14 protein-coding genes are annotated in these 20,530 nt (G+C 64.3%); 10 read left to right on the top strand and 4 right to left on the bottom strand.

Annotated features, from left to right (window positions below; translation table 11 throughout):
• Nucleotides 1–10: 10 nt before the first annotated feature.
• Entirely contained in the window at nucleotides 11–4,972 is a 4,962-nt protein-coding gene (locus KF907_RS00070; RefSeq protein ID WP_291216799.1) for an alpha-2-macroglobulin family protein, read from the bottom strand.
• Between the two features lie 218 nt (nucleotides 4,973–5,190).
• Here KF907_RS00070 and KF907_RS00065 point away from each other — a divergent pair, with 218 nt between their 5' ends.
• The 4 genes from KF907_RS00065 (at nucleotide 5,191) to KF907_RS00050 (ending at nucleotide 8,178) form a co-directional block, all read left to right on the top strand.
• The gene (locus KF907_RS00065) at nucleotides 5,191–5,448 is read left to right on the top strand and encodes a hypothetical protein (protein ID WP_291216798.1); all 258 of its coding nucleotides are present in this window, start codon (nucleotides 5,191–5,193) and stop codon (nucleotides 5,446–5,448) included.
• 151 nt (nucleotides 5,449–5,599) lie between these two features.
• Nucleotides 5,600–7,120: a WS/DGAT/MGAT family O-acyltransferase gene (locus KF907_RS00060; RefSeq protein ID WP_291216796.1), complete on the top strand. Its 1,521-nt coding sequence runs from the start codon at nucleotides 5,600–5,602 to the stop codon at nucleotides 7,118–7,120.
• 107 nt (nucleotides 7,121–7,227) lie between these two features.
• Nucleotides 7,228–7,461 (top strand): GNAT family N-acetyltransferase, encoded by a 234-nt coding sequence (locus KF907_RS00055; protein WP_343214746.1) that lies wholly within the window; start codon nucleotides 7,228–7,230, stop codon nucleotides 7,459–7,461.
• Nucleotides 7,462–7,800: 339 nt separating this feature from the next.
• Nucleotides 7,801–8,178, top strand: a complete 378-nt coding sequence (locus KF907_RS00050; protein WP_291216793.1) for a hypothetical protein — start codon at nucleotides 7,801–7,803, stop codon at nucleotides 8,176–8,178.
• Nucleotides 8,179–8,868: 690 nt separating this feature from the next.
• Here the strand turns inward: KF907_RS00050 and KF907_RS00045 are convergent.
• From KF907_RS00045 to KF907_RS00035, 3 genes are read right to left on the bottom strand one after another with little or no spacing between them, the layout of a single operon-like run.
• Nucleotides 8,869–9,624: a hypothetical protein gene (locus KF907_RS00045; RefSeq protein WP_291216791.1), complete on the bottom strand. Its 756-nt coding sequence runs from the start codon at nucleotides 9,622–9,624 to the stop codon at nucleotides 8,869–8,871.
• Between the two features lies 1 nt (nucleotide 9,625).
• Nucleotides 9,626–11,974, bottom strand: a complete 2,349-nt coding sequence (locus KF907_RS00040) for an N-6 DNA methylase (RefSeq protein ID WP_291216790.1) — start codon at nucleotides 11,972–11,974, stop codon at nucleotides 9,626–9,628.
• A complete protein-coding gene (locus KF907_RS00035) occupies nucleotides 11,971–12,426 on the bottom strand; it encodes a MerR family transcriptional regulator (protein ID WP_291216787.1) in 456 nt (151 codons plus the stop codon). The genes KF907_RS00040 and KF907_RS00035 overlap by 4 nt, the downstream gene beginning before the upstream one ends.
• A 189-nt stretch (nucleotides 12,427–12,615) precedes the next feature.
• Here KF907_RS00035 and KF907_RS00030 point away from each other — a divergent pair, with 189 nt between their 5' ends.
• From KF907_RS00030 to KF907_RS00005, 6 genes are all read left to right on the top strand, one after another.
• Entirely contained in the window at nucleotides 12,616–13,212 is a 597-nt protein-coding gene (locus tag KF907_RS00030) for a recombinase family protein (protein ID WP_291216786.1), read from the top strand.
• Between the two features lie 29 nt (nucleotides 13,213–13,241).
• Entirely contained in the window at nucleotides 13,242–14,843 is a 1,602-nt protein-coding gene (locus KF907_RS00025) for a type I restriction-modification system subunit M (RefSeq protein WP_291216784.1), read from the top strand.
• Nucleotides 14,833–16,176, top strand: a complete 1,344-nt coding sequence (locus KF907_RS00020; protein WP_343214745.1) for a restriction endonuclease subunit S — start codon at nucleotides 14,833–14,835, stop codon at nucleotides 16,174–16,176. The genes KF907_RS00025 and KF907_RS00020 overlap by 11 nt, the downstream gene beginning before the upstream one ends.
• A complete protein-coding gene (locus KF907_RS00015; RefSeq protein WP_291216782.1) occupies nucleotides 16,173–17,267 on the top strand; it encodes a hypothetical protein in 1,095 nt (364 codons plus the stop codon). Before KF907_RS00020 ends, KF907_RS00015 begins: the two co-directional genes overlap by 4 nt.
• Nucleotides 17,268–17,313: 46 nt before the next feature.
• Nucleotides 17,314–18,648 carry a hypothetical protein gene (locus KF907_RS00010; protein WP_291216780.1) on the top strand — a complete coding sequence of 445 codons (1,335 nt, stop codon included), beginning with the start codon at nucleotides 17,314–17,316 and terminating at the stop codon, nucleotides 18,646–18,648.
• A gap of 38 nt (nucleotides 18,649–18,686) precedes the next feature.
• On the top strand, nucleotides 18,687–20,530 hold a 1,844-nt coding region (locus KF907_RS00005; RefSeq protein WP_291216778.1), incomplete at its 3' end, for a phospholipase D-like domain-containing protein.

Raw genomic sequence — 20,530 nt, 5'->3', positions numbered from 1 at the left:
CGGATCCGCATCAGGGCTGGACCACCTTGATCGAGGTGATCGACGAGCGGCCGATGCCGCGCACGCCGGGGCGGTACATGTCCTCGACCTGCGGCGGCGGCACGAGGAAGCTGCCGGGCGAGACCGCGCGCACCAGGTAGAACACGTTCACGCGCTGGCCGCGGTCGAGTTTCAGCGCGGCGACGTAGCGGTCATCGCGGAACTCCTCGTGCTGCACGTCGGCGGCGCTGCTGCGCTCGCTCATGCTGATGCCGTCGACGACGACGTCGGCCCACTGGTCGGCTTCGGTCAGGTTGAAGTTCTCGATTTCGAGTCCACCCGGCAGCAGATCGACGAGCAAGGCATCCGGCATCGCTTCGCGTGCCTCGATGCGCAGGCCGACGATCAGTCCGTCGCCTTCCTTCAGCGGTCCCGGTTGCCACGGCTTGCCGTCGAGCGTGTACCAGCTGCGCGTGATCGCGACCATGCTGTCGTCGGCCGCCGGTGCCGAGCGCGGCACGCCGGCGACATCAGTGGACACGTACAGCGGTAGCGTGCCGTTCGGCGTCATGCGCACGCCGGCGCGCAGCGCGGCGGCGTCGAAGCCGCGGCTCCAGATGCGATCCGGCGAAACTGGCGTCGATTCCGCGCCGATCGCCAGCGTGCCCGAGACGACCGTGTCGCCGTCGGCGATCAGGCCCTTGCCGAGGCGCGCGATGGCGATCTGTTCCTGCGTGCTGAGGTACAGGCGGCCGTTGATGTTCCAGCGGTACTGCTCGGCCTGGCGCTGGCCGACCTTGAGCAGGCGCGCAAGCTCGAACACGCGGCCGCCGTACTCGGGCTTCGACAGGCCATGGCGCTGTACCAGGCTGACCATCAGCGCGCCGTCGCGCAGTTCGGAGCCGTAGTCGCCGAGCCAGCGCGGACGCTCGTAAGTCGTGGTGAAGGCTTCCTCGACGGCCTTGGCCGCGCGTGGCTCGTCGCCCATCAGCTTGAGAGCGACACCGAGATGGACCAGCGGCAGTGGTGTCTTGGCCTTGCCGCGCTCGTTGTCGAACAGCGCGCGCAGCGTGCCGAGCGGCGCGCGCTTGACCCGTGCGAGCACGTAGCCCGACCAGGCCTGGTCGGCGAAGCGCAGGTGGTCGGACTCGTCGTAGGCGTAGTACGGATGGCCACCGGCGAGCAGATCCTCGGACAGGCGTTCCAGCGATTTCTGCAGCACCGCCTCGGGCACGTTGAAACCCTCGTCGCGCGCATCGAGCAGGAACTCGGTCACGTACGGCGTGAGGAAGGGATTGACGCCGGTGTCGCCGCCCCAGAACGAGTAGTGTCCGTTGGCGGCCTGCATCGAGGCGATGCGGCCGATCGCGCCTTCGACGCGCTCGCGGCGCTGTTCGGCGCCGAGTCCTTCGACGTGCAGTTTCGCCGCGGTCGCCTCGTCGAGCAGCAAGGCAGCGAAGCCCTTGCTCGTGGTCTGCTCGACGCAGCCGTACGGATACTCGAGCAGGCCCTTGAGTGCGGTCGCGAACGGCAGCGGCGGCAGGCTGCTGACGGTCAGGCGTGCCTGCACGGAGTCGGCGATGAGGCCGTCGAGCGTGCCGCTGCCGAGCGTGACCGGCGCGAGCGTGTCGAGTGATTGCGTGGTCGAGCGCACGATGGCCGGCCAGCCGGCGCGCACGACCAATTCGAAGCGGCGGTCGACGCGGATCGGCTCACCGCCCTGCGTCGCCTCGGCGGTCACGCGGATGCGGCCGATGCCATAGCCCTCGGTGGCGAGCAGCGGCACCGACAGCGTGGTCTTGGCGTTGTCGGCCAGGGTGACACTGCGTTCGCCGTCGCGCACGGCAATCGGGCCCTCACCGCTGACGCGGACCTTGAACGTGCGCTCGCCGCCGGAGAAGTTCTGCAGGTCGAGCGCGACCGCGGCGGTGTCGCCCGGTGCCATCACGCGCGGCGAGCTGATTTCGGCGACCAGCGGTGCGCGCACCACCGTTTCGACGTCGGCCTTGCCGTAGCGGTCCTCGCCGAATACCAGCGCGCTGACGCGCAGGGTGCCGTTGAAGTCCGGCACGGGCAGGGCGAGCTTAGCGTTGCCCTGCGCGTCAAGTTCGACCGCGCCGGAGTAGAGATCCACGGTGAGCACTTTCGCGGTCGGCCGGCGTGCTTGCGGCAGCGCATCGAGCGCCATGTCACCGCCGTAGCGCAGGCGGGCGAGGCCGCCGTCGAAGCTTTCGATCACGCGGCCATACAGATCCCAGGCGTCGATGCCGAGGCGGCGCTGGGCGAAGAACCAGTCGATCGCATCGGGCACGGCGAAGCGCGTGATATTGAGAATGCCGACGTCGACCGCGGACACGGTGACATAGGCCTTTCTGCCGGCCAGCGCCGGAGCCTTGACCGTGACCGGCAGGTCGGCCTGTGGCTTCATCAGTGTTGGCGCTTCGATGCTGGCGACGACACGGCGCTCGCTGCGATCGATCGGCACGAAGGCCTCGCCGACCGCGCGGGCCGGCGTGATGCGTTCGGTCGCCGAGCCGCCGCGGAACACCAATGCGGTCAGGTACACATCGTGGCGCTCCCAGTCCTCGGTGACCGGGATCTCGAAGGTCGCGCCGGCCTTGGCCTGGATGTTGCGCGTGTACAGCATCCTGTCCGATTCGACGATCAGAACGCCGGGGCCGGCATGCGGCGGCGTCAGGGTGACCTTGAGCGTGTCACCGGCGCGGTAGGCCTGCTTGTCGAGGGCGAGCTTGACCTTGTCCGGGCGCGCCTCGCTGCCGCGGTTGTCGTCGTTCCAGCTCCAGCCGGCGGTGAACGGATAACGCATGACCAGACCGGTCGCCGGGTCTTCGATCTCGATGCGGTAGCCGCCCCATTCGACCGCCACGTCGAAGCGGATCGCCTTGCCGGCTTCGGCATCGAGCGTGCGCGTCTCGAGGTTGTCGTAGCTCTGCTTGTAGTTGAAGCGCCAACCACTTTCGCTGTCCCACACCCAGTGGTAGTCGCGGCGTTCGCGCACGAGGGTGAGCTTGAGGCCGGCGCCGGCCAGGCGTTCGCCGGCCGCATTGCTGCGGATCAGCTCGAAGCCGGCCCGCGCGTTGGCGTCGGCACCGTCCTTCGGATCGAACAGCGGACGCACGCCGACCAGCGCATCGGCCGGCCAGATCGTGCGCTTGAGCGTGCGCGTGACCGTGCGTCCGCCGGTCTCGTAGACACTGCCGGAGACAAGGGCGAGCACTGGTGCCTTCACTGCGGTCGCGTCCAGCAGTGTGATCTCCTCGCTCGCGTGGCCCTTGTCGTCGAGCGTGACATCGATGATGTCCTTCGCTTCCTTCGGCAGTTCGACCAGCGGATCGCCGAAGAAGAAATCCTTGTGTTCCGCAACCGGATGCGGGTCCGGGGCGAGGACCAGGCGTGCGCTGAAGCGGTTGCCAGCGGCCGGTGCGCCGTAGAGGTAGTCACCCTGCACCTCCAGTTTCAGGGCTTCGGCGGGGGCGAGCGTTGGCTGCGCGCTGGCGAGCTCGAGCTTGAGGCGTTCGGGCAGGAACTCCTCGATGCGCAGGGTCATGCCCTGGCTGATTTCCTTGCTCTTCGGATCGGTGCGGAACTCCACCTGCCAGCGCCCGGTCGGCGCATCGGCGGGAATCTCGCGCGACCACTCGAAATAACCGAGGTCCTTCGGTTCCAGACGTGCTTCGGCGTACAGCCGGCCATCCGGCTGCTTCAGCGACACGAACAGCGGCTGTGGCTTGATCGGCCGGCCGTCGAAGTCGCGCAGCAAGGCCGACAGGCGCACCGTCTCGCCCGGGCGGTAGAGATCGCGACCCGACCAGGCGAACACATCGAACCAGGCCTGCTTGCGCCCGGCGACGGCGAACTCGGAAAGATCGAGGGCGGGCTGGTTGAAAGGCACGAACGAGACGTCGCGCCCGCTGCGCGCGACCAGCACGTGCGCTGCGTCGAGCGTCCAGGCCAGCATCGCGTTGCCGAACTCGTCGGCACGGGCCTGGGCGACGATGTTGCCTGCGCCATCGATCATCTGGAACTGGACGCCGCCAATTGCCTCGCCGGACTTCAGCGAAGCGGCGTGCACGAACAACGAATCCTTGTAGGCGCGCGTGTGCACACCGATGTCGCTGACGAAGAAGAAGCTCGTCTCGAGTTCGTCCTCGAAACTGCCGGCGCGCTTGAGCGTGGCGAAGTACAGGCCCGGCTGGGCCAGCTCGTTGATGTTCTGGATCGGCAGGTAGTTCAGCGCGCGCTCGTTCTGCTTGCTGGTCAGGGCGAAGCGGTTCGCGTACACCGACTCGGCGATCGTGGCCACCGGCTTGCCCTGGCGGTTGTACCAGCCGTAGCGAGGATCGAGTTCCCAGGTGCTGCGCTTGCCATTCTTCTGGTAGGCGGCGAAGAAGTTCGCCACCTCGCTGTCGCGTACGCGCAGAAACTCGACGTCGATCTCGCTGACGTTGACCGACACCACCGGCAGGCCGCGCGTATCACGTGCCGGCAGCACACTGCCCTGCGCGGCGAAACCGACCGCCGGTTCGAGCGGGCCGGTGTGGACATCCTTGGTGATCTCGCCGAGCGTGCTGCCGTCGACCGCGGTCAGGCCGGGCTTGAGCGTGACCGTGTAGTTCGCATCGGCCTTCACGAACGGGAAGCGCAGTGTCTTCGCGTCCTCGTCGAGCACCCAGCTGCCGGTGGTTGTTTCACTGCCTTCGCGCTTGACCGTGATGAGGTCATCGAAGGCCTGCGTGCCGGTCAGCCGGCGCGAGAACTCGAGGGTCAGCGCGAGCCGGCCCTCGTGCTGCTCGGGGCGCGCGGAAACCAGGGCGAAGTCCTGCACTTGCTCGCTCGCCGCTTGCGCCGTGACCGGTTCCGGCACCTGCACTTCGGGCACGTTCGTCGGCGGTTTGCCGCAGGCGGCGAGCACAAGCAGGGGCAGCAGGACGAGCAGGCGATTCGGGCGCAGCAGGGACGGGCAGGAGAGCATCGCGGAACCTTCCAGTGTTGGCGTGCACGGCGGGACGCACGCGTGGCGTGCGCGGTGCAGTATAGCCGCGCGCTTGTGGCATTCCGCGGGCAAGACCCGGCAGGATTCGGGATGCTCCGATCCATTCCACAACGCCCGTGACGCGGCGAACGCCGTTCGTCCAGGCAGTCGGCCTGCATTTCGCCACGCCCACCATGCTGCGAACCTTGCGGATGCGCATGACGCCGTTACGGAATGGGTCAGCGCATCCCGAGGCGTTCGCCCTGCTGTTCCCGGCCTGCGGCGAAGCCGAGGCGGGCCGGCGTGCCGAACGGCTGCGCGTTGAGATCGAGTCGCCGTGCCTGGACCATCCGACCTCGACGGTGGCGCCGTGGGTCACGCTGAGCATCGGCGTCGCCGCGGCGACGGTGCGGCCCTGGTTGTCGCTGCCGATCGCGTGCCGTACGCCGCCAAGTGCGCGGGGCGCAAGCGTGTGATCGTGGCTGGCACGACGGGCGCAGCCTGACGACATCATTGCGTTTTGTCTGACGGGCGTCGATGCTAGGGACGCTCCGATCGCGCCGTGACGCGGCGCGGCCGGGCAGCCCTCGCCGCCGTGCGTCGCGCGGCGGCATGACGGAGGTGGCGATGTTCGAGACGGCTGGTGGCGGTCGCGAGGCGATGTCCAAGGTCGATACGGCCTGGTTGCGCATGGAACGTCCGACCAACCTGATGATGATCACCGGCGTGCTGATGTTCACCGGCCCGCTCGATCCGGCCGCGATCAAGACCTTGCTCGGCGAACGCTTCCTCGCCTTCCGCCGCTTCCGCCAGAAAGCGACCAGCGCCGGCACGTCGACCTACTGGGAAACCGATGCCGATTTCGATCTCGACTGGCATCTGCGAGTCTGCGCGCTGCCCGGTGCGGCCGACAAACGTGAACTGGAAATCTTCGTCGGCGAGCTCGCCTCGACGCCGCTCGACCATTCCAAGCCGTTGTGGCAGTTCCATCTCGTCGAGAACTACCGCGGCGGCGGCGTGCTGGTCGCGCGCATTCACCACTGCTACGCCGATGGCCTGGCCCTGGTGCAGGTGCTGCTGTCGTTGACCGACACCAGCACCAATGCGAGCCAGAAGACGGAACTTGCACGGACCTGGCTCAAGCGCGACGGCGGCAGCGTGTGGCAGCGCATGCTCGAACCGGCGCAGGCGGGTCTGGGCAAGGCCATGAAGCTGGGCGTCAAGGCCTGGGAAACGGTCGGGCACCTGGCCTCCGATCCCGCTGCCGCCGCGGAGTTCGCGCGTGAGGGCGGCGAGATCACGCGCGAACTCGCGGTCGCGCTCAGCCTCGCCGACGATCCGGCCACGCACCTGAAGGGCCCGCTCGGCGTGGTCAAGCGCGTGGCCTGGGCCGAGCCGCTGCCGCTGGAGGAGGTCAAGACGCTCGGCCGCACGCTCGGCTGCACGGTCAACGACGTCCTGCTCGCCTGCGCCAGCGGCGCGCTGCGTGGCTACCTGCGCGATATCGGCGACGACGTCGACGGCTTGACCATCCGCGCGACCGTGCCGGTCAACCTGCGTCCACTCGAACACGCGAAGAAGCTCGGCAATCATTTCGGTCTGGTCTTCCTCGAACTGCCGATCGGCGAAGCGAATCCGCTGCGTCGCCTCGAACGCGTCGCCGCCGGCATGCGCGAGCTCAAGCGTTCGCGCCAGGCCATGGTGACACTCGGTCTGCTCGCCCTGGTCGGCATGGCGCCGGCGGCCGTGCAGGGGCCAGCACTCGAACTGTTCAGCCGCAAGGCGAGCACGGTGGCAACCAATGTTCCTGGCCCGCAACAACCGCTGTTCCTGGCCGGCGTCGAAGTGCGCGAACTGATGTTCTGGGTACCGCAGACCGGCTCGATCGGCGTCGGCGTGTCGATCCTCAGCTACAACGGCCGCGTGCACTTCGGCATCATCGGCGACGCCAAGCGCGTGCGCGACCCGGATGCCGTCGCCGTGCGCTTCGGCGAGGAGTTCGAGAAGCTCGTCCTGCTCACCCTGATGGAGGACTGGGACGACGACATCGGCGCCGGCGACGCCGCCGCCACCCTCGCGCGCTTTGCCGGCGAAGCCGTCCCGCGCAACGGAACGTCCCCGCGCAGGCAGCGCTCACCTCGGGCTTAGCCAACCACCATGGCAGTGAGGGCTGCACCCCTCGTCCTCGTTGCCGGCACTGTCGGCGTACCCTGAAGCGGGTGAGATGCGAAGTCCTCCTTCGCAGAAACAGAGTGGTGCTTGCCAGACTGGCCATCGACCATCGCGCCCAAGGCATCCAGTTGAGCGGGGCGCTATTGCAGGACGCGGTTCATCGCGCTGTGATGGTCTCGCAGAATGCTGGTGTCCGGGCGCTGCTGGTGCACGCACTGCACGACCACGCCAAGGCGTTCTACGAGCACTACGGTTTTCAGGCGTCGCCGCTCCATCCGATGACGCTGATGCTGCGTTTGAATTCCGTCAAGGCTTGATCAATCCCGAGCTTGGCTTCAACGGTGAACAGCGTTGTCATGGGGTCATCTGTTCAGGAGAAAAAGATGCACTACCCCGTGATGACCGAAAAGCACGTGGCCGACCGCTGGCAAGTCAGCCTCAAGACCTTGCGCCGCTGGCTGCGACAGCGCCCAGTGGAGCCCCCTTGAGTCAAGGGGGCGGCGGCGCGCGCAGCGCAGACCAGGGGTTGTCGAGTGACTCACGCGCGCGACGCAGGGGGTGTGGAGACAAGACAGCCTCCATCGAAGCAGGCATGCTTGTCGGTCTGAGGCGGAGCCTCGTTAGTTTCTCTCACTTTTTCTCGGGAGGCGTGCCCTTTGAATGGTGATCCGCTGGAGAGGCTGGAGGAATTGCTGCGCCGTCGTCAGGAATTATGGGGGCTCTCCATCTACTACTGGGGCGCCAGCGAGCGTTCGCCGAGCTACGGGCCTGATGATCAGGCCGCCTGGGACAAGGTGACCGAAGAAATCCGCGAGACTGAACGAATGATCTCCGCGCTTGCGCAGCGGCTCCGGACCCTGGAACCGGCGCGATTTGCGGACTGGGTGGCGGATCGCAGGCGCCAGCACGAACTCCGTCTTGCGTCACCGGACGTCAAGGAATGGGAGGTCGACAGCCTGCGCGCGACCATCGCACGCTGGGAGCGTTTCCTGTGTGAGGACTACAGCGATTTCTATTGCTGGATGAACTGGTAGCCGACACGCGGCGGCTCTCGTGGAGCGATCAGATGCGGGTGCTCGCGCCGCCCGTGTGATGGCGTCGAGCCCAGCGCCAGCAACCGCCTCCGGGCGGTTTTTTTGCGCCTGACCGGCTCTCGGTCGCCACCGCAACAGGAGTTGCCAGCCACAACCTTTGGCACCTAAACCCGCGCCAATACAGGAAGTGCCCTCGCGAACGCTCGCGAGACCACCAGAGAAAACGGAGAACGGAGAGGCGGCGGCAGGGGTGAAAACGCAGGGTTCGGAGGGGTGGCGCTCGCGAGGCCATGCCCGGAAATCGCGCCAGCACTGGGGAATGCAGACGAAAACCGGATAGGTGAACTATTGCAGGAGAGGGTGTGAACTATTCCCCTGCTGTTGCTCCTGCCAGCAGGAAGAAGAGCCTGGAGGTGTGACTGGCTTCTCTTCAATGGCTTGGACTTCTGATCGTTCATGCTTGCACTTCGTCTTCCATGCTTCAAGTGCTTGGCTAAAGCTGAAAAACACTCGCTGAGACTCGTCACGATAGAGACTGCGAGTGCGCCCGGTCGGGCATCAGCTCGGCAATTTGATAGGCGTCATGGACCGCGCTCAGCACGTGTTTCGAGCCTCGGCATCTGTTTCGCACGCACGCTTGAGCCATCACAATACGCCGGCAGCAAGAACACGAAAGCTCTGGAGAGGCCCCTATACCGCTGCGCCGGCGGCTGTCGCACCTGACTTGCTTGCGACGTGGACGAGTTGATGGCAGATGTAACGCACGCAGCCCTCCAGCCAGGATACGAGCGACTCTTCACTATCCAAGGTCTGGCAAGGGCCACGCGAAGGCGTGGCATGCCAGTCGGCCACCATCGCGTAGTGGAAATGTGCGAATTCCTTGGAGGGTTCGACTTTGGGCTGAGGTTCGGCCAGGAAACTGTCGAACTGGGTTGTTGAAGCAACTTCGACGACTTCCTCGAATTGTGGCGACTGCGTGTCATCAATCCCTGCAGCGCCGAGGACATGCCAATGGGGTTGCGCATGCCCAGAGTCGTTGGCCTTCTCATGGTTCTGCCACTCGGCGCGCAGAATGGATTTCTTGTCCTCGATAGAGGTTTCACCCTGTAGAAGACCAATGGAGACATGATTAATTCGCCACTGATTTCTATCCACGAAATTCAGATCAATGGCGACATGGAGCCATCCGGTTGTTGTGTTTGGGAGGGGAAGGACGGGGCGCGTTTCTGCGTCACGAATCTTCGCTTGGACCTTGAGTCCGTCGGTGAAGTAGATGGAAATCGATGACCCTCTTTCACGCTTGGTAGCGAAAACGCCTCGCGAGTCCAGTGCACGTTTCAATGCCTCCGAGCATTGGCGCGCTAGCCTATCGACGTCAGCAACGATGCATTGAGGAACAACCGTGTCAGCCAGCGGCGCTGAACTCCGTTTTGGGCGCTTCGCCACGTTACACCTTGCGTTTCAGGCCGAATGCTGCGCTAACGCTCCGGTTCCACATATCGCGGTCGATGGGCTGGCCTTGTGCAAGCGCGTTACCGATGACAGTTAGCACCTCGGTGATCGTTTCGTCGGCCCGCAACTTGGGCAAGGGCAGATGATTAACGTATCGCTCGGATAGGTTCCATTGTCCACCGGAAAGGTTGTTGGAGACGCCAGACAGCAACGTGTCGACCAGAGGGTGATTCAGAAGTGCAAGGTAGGCAGTCTCACATCCGCCTATTGCGTTGGACTTGGGAGTCCACCCATAGCCTTGAATTGCGATGTAGCGCCCATCCGAATCCCACGCAAACGACCCAGCCCCGCCGAAGTAAGTCGAAAGAAGCTTCGGTCCCTTAGCGTCCAGTTTCTGGCGGGGCAGCGAAAGCACCCACCACTGGTCGGCTTTGATTCGCGAGCGCTTGCGCAAAGCGGTAATGTTCGGAACGAGTCGGTCGGCTGAAAACACCTTCAGCTTCTTAAGTAACACCTCTTCCGAATCAATCTCTAGGCCCTTTCCGTGTGGATAGAACACATAGGTGTTGTCGTTCAGCACGCCGTTGGTGATCGAGTTATTGACCACCGCCGGACGAAAATACTTGCGCTCCCCCTTTGGAAGGGCTTCGACGTATTCTCGTGGCACCAGGAACACGCTGTTGAGGCCAGTGATCGTGCCTTGCGAGACATCGAATAGCGACCCCACCTTGGGCAAGTGGCCGACTTCCTGCAGAAGTTGATAGGCCGCGTACGGGCGCGGCGCCCAACTTGTTCCATCGCGCCCAAGGTGCTCGGCGGCGTAGACGCTGTAGTCCCCACCATCGAAGGCGTGGGAAGATACCTGCATAGGCGTGATTGACCTCAGCCGACGCAGCGCCCGAGCGGAAGAATCCGCCTTATGGCTAGACCATACGGCGAGAGGTGGTCGGTCGATCTGCCCTCGAACACCAACGTAGAGTCCGGCATCGACCATGGCATCGGCGAATACGGTGTGGCTGCCGAGCCTAGCGATGAGATGTGGCCTCACTATGTTGGCGATCGCCTGACGCAAGTCCACGTAGGACTCACCATCCAGCAGGGAGGCTGGCAACACGGCGCCGATGACTCCGTTTTCGCCCAGTGCATTGGCGGCGTTGAAGAAAAACACACTCGCGTAATCAGGCCGCTTGGAGGACAGTGCACCGAGACGTTCGGTCACGCGCTGACGCTGCACCTCATTCATGCCCTGCCAGGAAACAAACGGTGGATTCATGAGGATCAGGCTCGCGCCTGTATTCCAGGCATCGAGCGCCAATGCATCACGTTCCTCGAGCTCAACGTCGACGTTCAGGCCGGATTGGCTGCGTTCCCAGTCCAGTGCGAACTGCGCCATCGACAACGCGGCCGATGAGATGTCCCACCCCACCAGCCTGACTCGACCAGCATGTCCGCGTAGTTGGAGTTGGCGTAGAGCCTCGCGCAGGAACTCGCCCGACCCACAAGCCGGATCCAAGACGGTGACATCGGCTGCGAGGGCCGGCTGCGCTTTGAGTGCTTCTTCCACCACAGTACGCACCAACGGACTCGGCGTAAAGAACGCGCCGAGTGTCGAATCGCGCCCCACGGGCTTGGCTTCCGGAGCGCCAAACAACGACTGCTGCGGATCCAGCTCCACCAGATAGTGCGCCTCTTGGAACAGGCGGCCGGATGCATGACGTAGCACGAGGGGAATAATGGGCGTCAGGCGGTCGCCTGGCCGTGTGCACACCATCTCTTCGCGAATGCCATCGCGCTGTAGCTGTGTCAGTGACTCGGCAAGCTCACGGGCGCGGGGCAGCTTGTTCCAGTCGATATGGGAGACCGAGCTATTGCCGTTCGAGTCGTCGGCGCAGGCCAGCAGGTAAAGGAATGCCTGCAAAGCGCCAGATCCGTCCACATTACTGCCCAGAAGCGTGCGCACCTGCCGATAGATCGAGATGAAGTGCCCGACCACCGAGCTTGTCCTGGACGGCTGGCGTTCTTCGAGATAGGTCTGGAACTGGACGATGTTGTTGGCAACGAGATCACGCTTGATGATCTCCGCGGACGACTGGTCCCAGCGCCAGACGTGCACCTGGTCTTGCAGCACCTTTACGTAATGACCCACGTCGGCCGACCAAGCGCGATCACGCTCAGCGCCGGCGTCATCCTGCCCGTCCCCTGCAAGATCTAAACAAAAGTTGCCCTTGCCACCATTGAGGAGCACGTAGCGGCTCTCGTCTTCGTGGCCGAACAACGGGACCGGCATCAGTCCTAGTTCGGTGCGCCACGTATCGAGCCTGTTGAGGAGAAGCCGTGTGCTCATTGAGGCCTCCCTTGGGCAACGCCCAGTGGCGGAAATGCGATTTCAGGCTGCGCAGGATTGGAGTCCTCCTCCGACAGACGCTGACGCAACTGCCGGATAAGCGGCCCAAGCGGTGCAGCAACCCGCACTACTTCGGACCAGTGCCCGTCTGCACCAACAACAACCATTTCCAGCGTCTGCCCGTCGTAGACCACCACCTTGTCCTCCAAACCAAACCACGCGGATCGAGAGCAGGCCTGAAAAAGCTTCTCAGCGTGCAGCTTCAACTGACTGACGCTGATGCCCAAAGCGTGGAGCCGAGCGACAACTTTTAGCGCAAGCAAATCTCCAGGACTGAAACACGGGGAATACCCTCGCTTGTCCTTGAGCGGCGGCAAAGACTTTCGCCAATGGCGCAGCGTCTCTTCGGTGATCTCCAATGCTTCCTTGACTTGGGCTGGGGTGTAGCGCATAGCGCTGAACTATACTCCCAATCTAATTCGTTGCATACAACGAATTAGATTGGGCAGCACGACTGCCCGGGTAAGGAACGAAAACGATCGTTTCCTGTACGCCTCCACGACCGCTAGGCCAAGCTGCACTTTCCGCTAGCCAGACCGCAAGAAATGTCGTAAAACAATCAACGTACAGCCAAGGTACGTTTGATGATCATCGGCTATGCCCGCGTGAGTACGCAGGACCAGAACCCGGAGCTGCAGCTCGACGCGCTCCGTGGCGCCGGCTGCGAGGAGCTGTTCCAGGAAAAGGCGACCGGCAAGTTCCGCGAGCGGCCTGAGCTGACCGCCTGCCTGCGCTCGATGCGCAAGGGCGACACCCTGGTGGTCTGGAAGCTCGACCGTCTGGCGAGGTCGCTGAAGGACCTGGTCGAGATCGTCCACGACCTCAACCAACGCGGCGTTGGCTTCCGGTCGCTCACCGAAGCCATCGATACCACCAGCAGTGGCGGCCGCCTGGTCTTCCACATCTTCGGCGCGCTCGCCGAGTTCGAGCACAGCCTGATCCGCGAGCGGACGATGGCCGGCCTTGTCGCGGCCCGCGCCCGTGGTCGGAAGGGCGGCCGCAAGCCCGTCATGTCGAAGGCCGACACGCGAAAGGCGGCGGCGATGCTGTCCGATCCGAATATCACCAAAACCGAGGTCGCCAAGCATTTCAGCGTCAGCCGCGTCACCTTGAACGCGGCGCTGGCTCGCGAAGGCTATGCTGCCACGGGCTCTGCGCGACCAACCCCCGAATCCTGAGCCCCCCCAATGCCGACACGAGTCACCCGATGACCAACGAAGAACTCAAACGCACACTCTGGGACACCGCCAACAAGCTGCGCGGCTCGGTGTCGGCGGCCGAGTACAAGTACCCGGTGCTGGGGATGGTGTTCCTGAAGTACGTGTCGGACCTGTTCGATGCGCAGTCGAACGTCATTCGCCAGCGTATCGCCGAGCCAGGCTCGGACTACTACATCGAGGACGAGGCCACGCGGAGGGCCAGCGAGGATGTCTTCGTCGGCGACAAGACTTTCTACGACCAGGACAACGTGTTCTGGATCCCGAAGGGCGCGCACTTCAGCACGCTGTTGGCCCTGGCGACGGCGCCCGACCTGCCGCAACTGCTCGACAAGGCGATGGGCGACATCGAGGCCGAGAACCCGTCGCTGCGCGGCGTGCTGTATCGCGAGTTCTCACGCCTTGCCCTGGAGCCGGGCAAGCTTGGCGAGCTGATGGGACTGATCGCCCGGCTGAAGTTCGACCCCGCCAAGCACGGCAGCCGCGACGTGTTCGGCGAGGTGTACGAGTATTTCCTCGGCCAGTTCGCGATGAACGAGGGCGCCAAGGCCGGCGAGTTCTACACGCCCAAGAACGTGGTCAACCTGCTGGTCGAGATTCTGGCGCCCTTCAAGGGCACGATCTACGACCCCGCCTGCGGCTCCGGCGGCATGTTCGTGCAGTCGGCCAAGTTCAAGGACGCCCACCAGAAGACCCTGGGCAAGCAGGGCGATCTCGCCATCTACGGCCAGGAGCTGATGGCGCAGACGCGCCGCCTGTGCCTGATGAACCTTGCGGTGCACGGCCTCGATGGCGACCTGGGCCAGACCTACGGCTCCAGCTTCACCAACGACCAGCACAAGACGCTGCGCGCGGACTACATCCTGGCCAATCCGCCCTTCAACATCTCCGACTGGGACGGCGACAAGCTCACCGACGACCCGCGCTGGGTGCACGGCATCCCACCCAAGGGCAATGCCAACTTCGCCTGGCTGCAGCACATGCTGGCCCGTCTCTCCAGCCGCGGCCGCGCCGGTATCGTGCTGGCCAATGGCTCGATGAGCTCGCAGCAGTCCGGCGAAGGTGAGATCCGCCGCGCGATGGTGCAGGCCGACGTGGTGGAGTGCATGGTCGCGCTGCCCGGCCAGCTGTTCTCCAACACCCAGATCCCGGTCTGCCTGTGGTTTCTGTCGCGCAACAAGGCGGCCGGCGAAAACGGCCGCATCGACCGCCGCCGGCAGATCCTCTTCATCGATGCCCGCAAGGCTGCCAGCGGCCGCGTTTCGCGCACCCAGATCGAGTTCAACGACGATGACCTGCAGCGACTCGGTCAGACCTACCACCGCTGGCGCGGCACCGAGTTCTGCGAAGGCGGTGAGTACGCCGACGAACCGGGCTTCTGCTACTCCGCATCACTGGAGGATGTGGAGAAGCACGGCTACGTGCTCACCCCGGGCCGCTACGTAGGCGCTGTGGTCGAGGACGATGACGACGAGGCCTTCGCCAACAAGATGGAGCGGCTGACGGCACAGTTGGCCGAGCAGATGGCAAAGGGGGCGGAGCTGGACGCGGTGATTCGAGAGAAGCTGGGGGCGCTGGGATATGGCGTCTAAAGGCCGTAGCGAGACGAGAACTGGCGGCCGAGCGGCTACCACGGGCGTCATTCTCGGCGACTACGCGCTCTCAGTGGGAATGCCCTCGTCTCCTTTGCCGGACGGCTGGCATTGGACAAGGCTCACCGATGTAGCTCGCTTGGAAACTGGTCACACACCAAGTCGAAAGCATCCCGAGTACTGGGGCGGTGACGTTCCGTGGATCGGTACGAAGGATGCGACCGCCAACCACGGCAGCACGCTCTTTCGAACCAATCAGTACACCAATGATCTGGGAATCGCGAATTCGTCTGCTCGAGTGCTTCCGGTGAACACTGTTTGCCTGTCGCGAACGGCGTCCGTCGGCTACGTCGTGGTCATGGGGCGCCCAATGGCGACGAGCCAAGATTTCGTCAATTGGGTGTGTTCCGAAGATCTCGACTTCCGCTACCTCAAGTATGTGCTTCTGGCAGAGCGGGAGAGCTTTCTACGCTTCGCGTCGGGCACTACGCACCAGACAATCTACTTCCCCGAGGTGAAGGCATTTCACGCTGCCCTCCCTCCCATTCGCGAACAGGAGCGCATTGCGGACACGCTTTCGGCGCTCGACGATCGCATCGACCTCCTCCGCCAATCCAACGCCACCCTTGAAGACATGGCCCAAGCCCTGTTCAAGTCCTGGTTCGTGGACTTCGTCCCGGTGCGCGCCAAGGCCGAAGGCCGCGAGCCGGACGGCATGGACGCCGCTACTGCCGCACTCTTCCCCAGCGAGTTCGAGGACTCGCAGCTAGGGTTGATTCCCAAAGGGTGGCGCGTTGGGACTTTGCTCGACCTGCTTGAGTTGCAGAGGGGATTCGATCTGCCGGCGACGCAACGGGTTCCAGGTGCATACCCGATCATCGCAGCCAGTGGACCTGCTGGAACGCATGCTGAGGCCAAAGTGCAAGGTCCCGGAATCGTTACGGGAAGGTCCGGCGTTCTCGGTAAGGTCTTCCTCGAGCTGGAAGACTTCTGGCCCCTGAACACGACTTTGTGGATCAAGAACTACTCCGCCTGCGGACCCAGCTACGCCTATGAGTTGCTGCGTCGAATTGATTTCCAACAGTTCAACGCAGGCTCGGCAGTACCGACGTTGAACCGAAACCACGTGCATGGCTTACCTCAGCTTCTGCCCCCTCAAGAGGCAATCCAGGCCTTTGAACTGATCGCCTTGTCGATGCACCGTCGAGTTCATGCGAACTCGGTGCAGGTTCAGTTGCTTTCGGAGATCCGGGACACCCTGCTTCCACGCCTGATCTCCGGAAGGCTTCGCCTGCCCAAAGTCGAGGAATCGATCGAGGAGGCCGTGGCATGACGCTCTCCAGATATCTCGATATCCGGGAGATGGCTCGCGCAGTAGGAGCCAGTTCGGTCATCGAACAAGTGATGGAGCAGCAGCGCGCAGAGCGGGAGCAATTTCTCCGCCCCCTTGCGTCAACCGCAGCGGACGACCTCTACCGAATGCTGGGGGGCGCGGCGGCTGTCGAGAGCATCATCGAGCAGGAGCGCCTCAAGCGGGACCATGCGTTCGACTCCTATCGTCAGCTGGTCGGTCAATCGGCGTTCGACCTGCAGACGAATCATGCCCTTGGCTCGCTGGCTAGTGCCGTCGAGGCGGCTCGCCTCGGTGGTGCGTTCGAGCTGCCCGATCTGCTCGAACAGTACCGCGTCACGGACATGTCGCTGGCCGCGCAGCTCGCAGACGCGCACCGACTGTCCTGGTGGGAGGACGGTTGCGCGGAGGTGCTGAACGCGCATTCGGCGCTTTCCACGATGTTCGACCGCATCGACGTACTTGGTCGCGACGCTTGGTCGGCCATCGACTCGGTGCTCTCGGACCCTTGGCTCGAACTGCACACCGTCCGGCAAGCCCGCGAGTTGCTCGGCATCTCCGGCCTGCTACGCGCCCCCCGGTTCCGCATCCTGACCCGGAAGGAAAAGCGGAGGCACATCCGAGTTCTGATCAAGGACAACGCGATGCCCGCTCCGGTCAGGAAGGCGCAGGGCCTTGTGCATCGGAACGAGAAAGTTCTGCGTACCCTCATCGCCCAGTGCATGGAAGCGGCCTACGGCGAGGACTGGGCGAAAGAGAGACTTCCCCTGTGCGGCTGCAAGAAGCTGCTTGGACGGCCGTTGGAAGGCGACGAGTCGGTGCTGGACCACGCCGACTACAAGCACTACGAGCTGATCATGTGCCACGACGAACACTTCGAGGCGGTGTTCGCCGTTGCCTACGAGGATGTCGACGCGCTGCGGCAAATGATCGGCCGCCTTGGCCAGCTGCGCGCCCGGTCGCACCACGGTCGCACGTTCACCGCCGAGGACTATCGGGAACTCGCCACGCTCTGGCGTGCCATGGAGGCTGGATTCGAAAGTCTCGTCGATGACGTGGTCATCGAGCCATGATCTATGAGCCGAATTCCATCTCGAACTCACCGGGCGAGTGGACAGCGTGAGCGCGCTTGCCCTGCTTCCCTTCCAGACCGCGTTCGACCCGCCTCAGCAGGCGGAAGGTAGCCTCGATCCACTGGGCCTGTACTCGATCGCCGATGCGCTTGGCGTTCGACTTGCGCCGGGCGTGCGCGAGCGGCAGTCGAAGCCCCGCTACCTGACCTTGGCGTTGGCAGGCTTCGCGGTCTGTCAGGGTGCGCTGCAGGAATTGGGCAGCCAGAAGCGGTTGCCGGCGTGGCTGGTCTTCGAGTGGCTTGTCGTCCAATCGTTGGTGAGGCGTTTCGCAGGGACGCCTGATCTTCAGGGCATTCCGGGGCGGGACAAGGTGGCCGAGTGCCTGCGACGGGGTGAGCCGGTTTGTGCCAGCAACTACCTCAAGACGCCCTCCGTGTTCGGGTTCCATGGCATCTATCGTGTGCTTGGCGTCAAGGTCGGGTTGTTCGATGCCGACGGAAATCCCCTGGAGCGCGGTCGTCGCGTGCTGCAAGCCTGGCAGCAGGATCAGCAGTTGGCGGGTTTCCTGAATGGCGAGGGCCCCGGGCGCGATCTGCGTCGTGGAATCGAGAAGACTGTGCGTGCTGGGCTTGAATCCGGACACATGGCGGCGCCGGGTAGTGACATCAGCGCGTGGATTGCGGCACACCTGAATCCCCATCGGCCGGCATCGATGGAGCGTGACGTTCTGTGGTCGACCTTGACTCAGTCGGATGCGCTGCGTGGCGAGTACGCCGCATTGCTCACCGATGCGACCGGTCAAGCGGACTGGCAGAACGCTGCAGACAGTGAAGCGGCATACCACGAAAGCCTGCTCAACCGCGCCAGCCTGCCCATGCGGCACCTACTGCGCACCATCCGCGCCTTCGAGCGGCTGGCCCGCCTGCTGACCGATGCCTTCGACGAGGCGCGCTGGAACATGTCGCAGGAAGGGCGACCTGTGACTGCAGGCTGGATTGCCGGCGGTGCGTGCGTTCAGCGGGCAAGTCGCGAAGGTGCGGCGGCCTTGCGTGACGCCTTGCTGCTGCTTGGGGAAGTGGATCCCGTGGCACGAGTCCGTGCGGAGTCTTCCCTGTCCTGGGTGGGCGAGCCCGTGAACGCATCCGAGTTTGCGGCTCACCTGCTCGCGCATCACGAGCGGGTGCAACGCGCCAAACCCCCTAATGGAAAGCGGCCCTGGTTCGATACCTTCGGAGACGGGCGCATTGGTATCCGCCCGGCCTACGAGCCCAAGGAATTCGCTCCCGCTGAGGGTGAGTACGTGCACGCCTATCGCACACGGCCGATCTGGTCCTTCGCCATCGATCTGGGCCGCGCCCGCGTCACTGAGGCGGTTGCGTAGTGGCCCGCTCGCGTAACAAGCTGGAACACCAGCGGCGCATGCTCTCGCTCTGGGAGCCACCTGCACGCGCCGGCGCACCGGTCGGCGTCCTCGCCACCACCTTCACGCTGGACACGGCCCTGTTCGAGGAGGAATGCTTGGCGCGCTTCGCCGGTGTCCAGAGCGATCCGGGTCGTGATGGCGCTCTGTATCGGATTGAGCGTGAGGAGAAGCTGGCGTCGCTTCTCTGCGCAGCCGTGGTCGCCGATGTTCACCACTGCGGCGGGCGACGCAGCCTGCGCTGGGATCTGCTCGCATCAAGACCCGCCTCTGGGGTCATGCACGCCAAGATCAGCCTCCTGGTCTGGAACGACGTTGTACGGGTCATCGTGGCCTCGGCAAACCTCACCAGCGAGGGTTATCGACGAAGCCAGGAGTGCGCGGCGGTGCTGGAGTTCGACCGAGGCTCTGCCGATCGAGGACTACTCGATCCGCTGATCGCCTTTCTGCGGGAGATCCTGGCGACCACCTCGGGCACAGCCCGGGTCCGCGCAGAGCGCCTGCTGGACTGGGTAGACGAGACGTTGCCCAACAGCCCCACGCCGGGGCGAGGTTTGCAGCGCCGTTTGGTGCTGACGGGCCCCGGTCGAGAGAGCCTTTTCGATCAGTTGAACAGGCTGCTGCCAGCTAGCAGACCGGAGATCGCGCATGTCGTGTCGCCGTTCTTCGACGACGAACTTCGTCAGGGCGGTCCCGAGTCCCAGCTGTGGGCGATGCTGCGGCAGCGAGGTGAGGCCGAGCTGCATCTGCACGTTGCGGGAGAGTACGCGCCGGAGATTGGTCAGTGGCGCCTGCAGGTGCCTGAGCACGTGTTGCAATCGGCTCCGAGTTCTCGCAGCGGCGCGGTGCTCAGCCTGCATCCCGTGGACATCGGAGCGGCCCCTACCGATGCCGGCCCGGAACGAAGGCCCTTGCACGCCAAGATGTTCACGCTTCGGCATCCCGGCTGGGTTGCCTGGCTGATAGGGTCGAGCAACTTCACGTCGGCGGGCACCGGGCTCAGCAAGCACCGGCGCAACTTCGAAGCCAATGTCCTCTACTTCGTGCGGACCGAAGCGTCGCATGCCCTGTACAAAGCCATCGAAGCGGGTGGCCTACGGGGCGGGACAGCAGTGGACTTGCGCTCAGGAGCGCAGTTCACCCCGGCATTCAACGATGAGGATGCGGACGGTGCGGGCTTGCCGCCACTGCCGGCGTTCTTTCTCGAGGCTGACCTGCTGGCCAGCACCGACGATCAGCACGAGTTGACGCTGCGTCTGGAGCCGCGATGCGCGCCCGTGGACTGGTTCGTGTCTCGCGATTCGAAGCAGGTTTTCGGGCGCGATTCCTGGACCGCAGCCGGGCAACCGGACATCGTGCAGCTCGCACTGCCAGTTTCGGGCCCGCCACCTTCGCTACTGGTGGTTGAGTGGATCGATGCCGCCGGGGCGCGGCATATGGCCGACTGGCCGGTGAATGTACGCAACGCCAGCGCACTACCTCCGCCGGAAGAGCTGCGCGGGTTGACGCTGGCCGCTCTACTCGAGTTGCTCAGTTCTGCCAGACCCCTGCATGAGGCCATGCGAGGCTGGCTGCGTCGACAACCGGACGACGATGACCCGGATGGCCTGCAAGGCCCGGAACTGGTGGACCCGCATCAGAAGGTGGATACCAGCGGCTTTCTCATCAAGCGCGTCCAACGAGCGTGCGGTGCACTGCAGCACCTTCGGGAGCGGCTCGCACAACCAGTTCTGTCCGAGTCCGCGCTAGCGTGGCGCCTCGATGGGCCGGTTGGCGCACGCGCGGTCGTCAATGCCATCGAACGGCAATGCGATCCTGCGATGCCGGACGAGTGGGCCTTCCT

Origin of the sequence: Dokdonella sp. (assembly GCF_019634775.1) — a bacterium.
Lineage (GTDB): Bacteria > Pseudomonadota > Gammaproteobacteria > Xanthomonadales > Rhodanobacteraceae > Dokdonella.
This window is presented reverse-complemented; position numbering and strand designations above follow the sequence as displayed.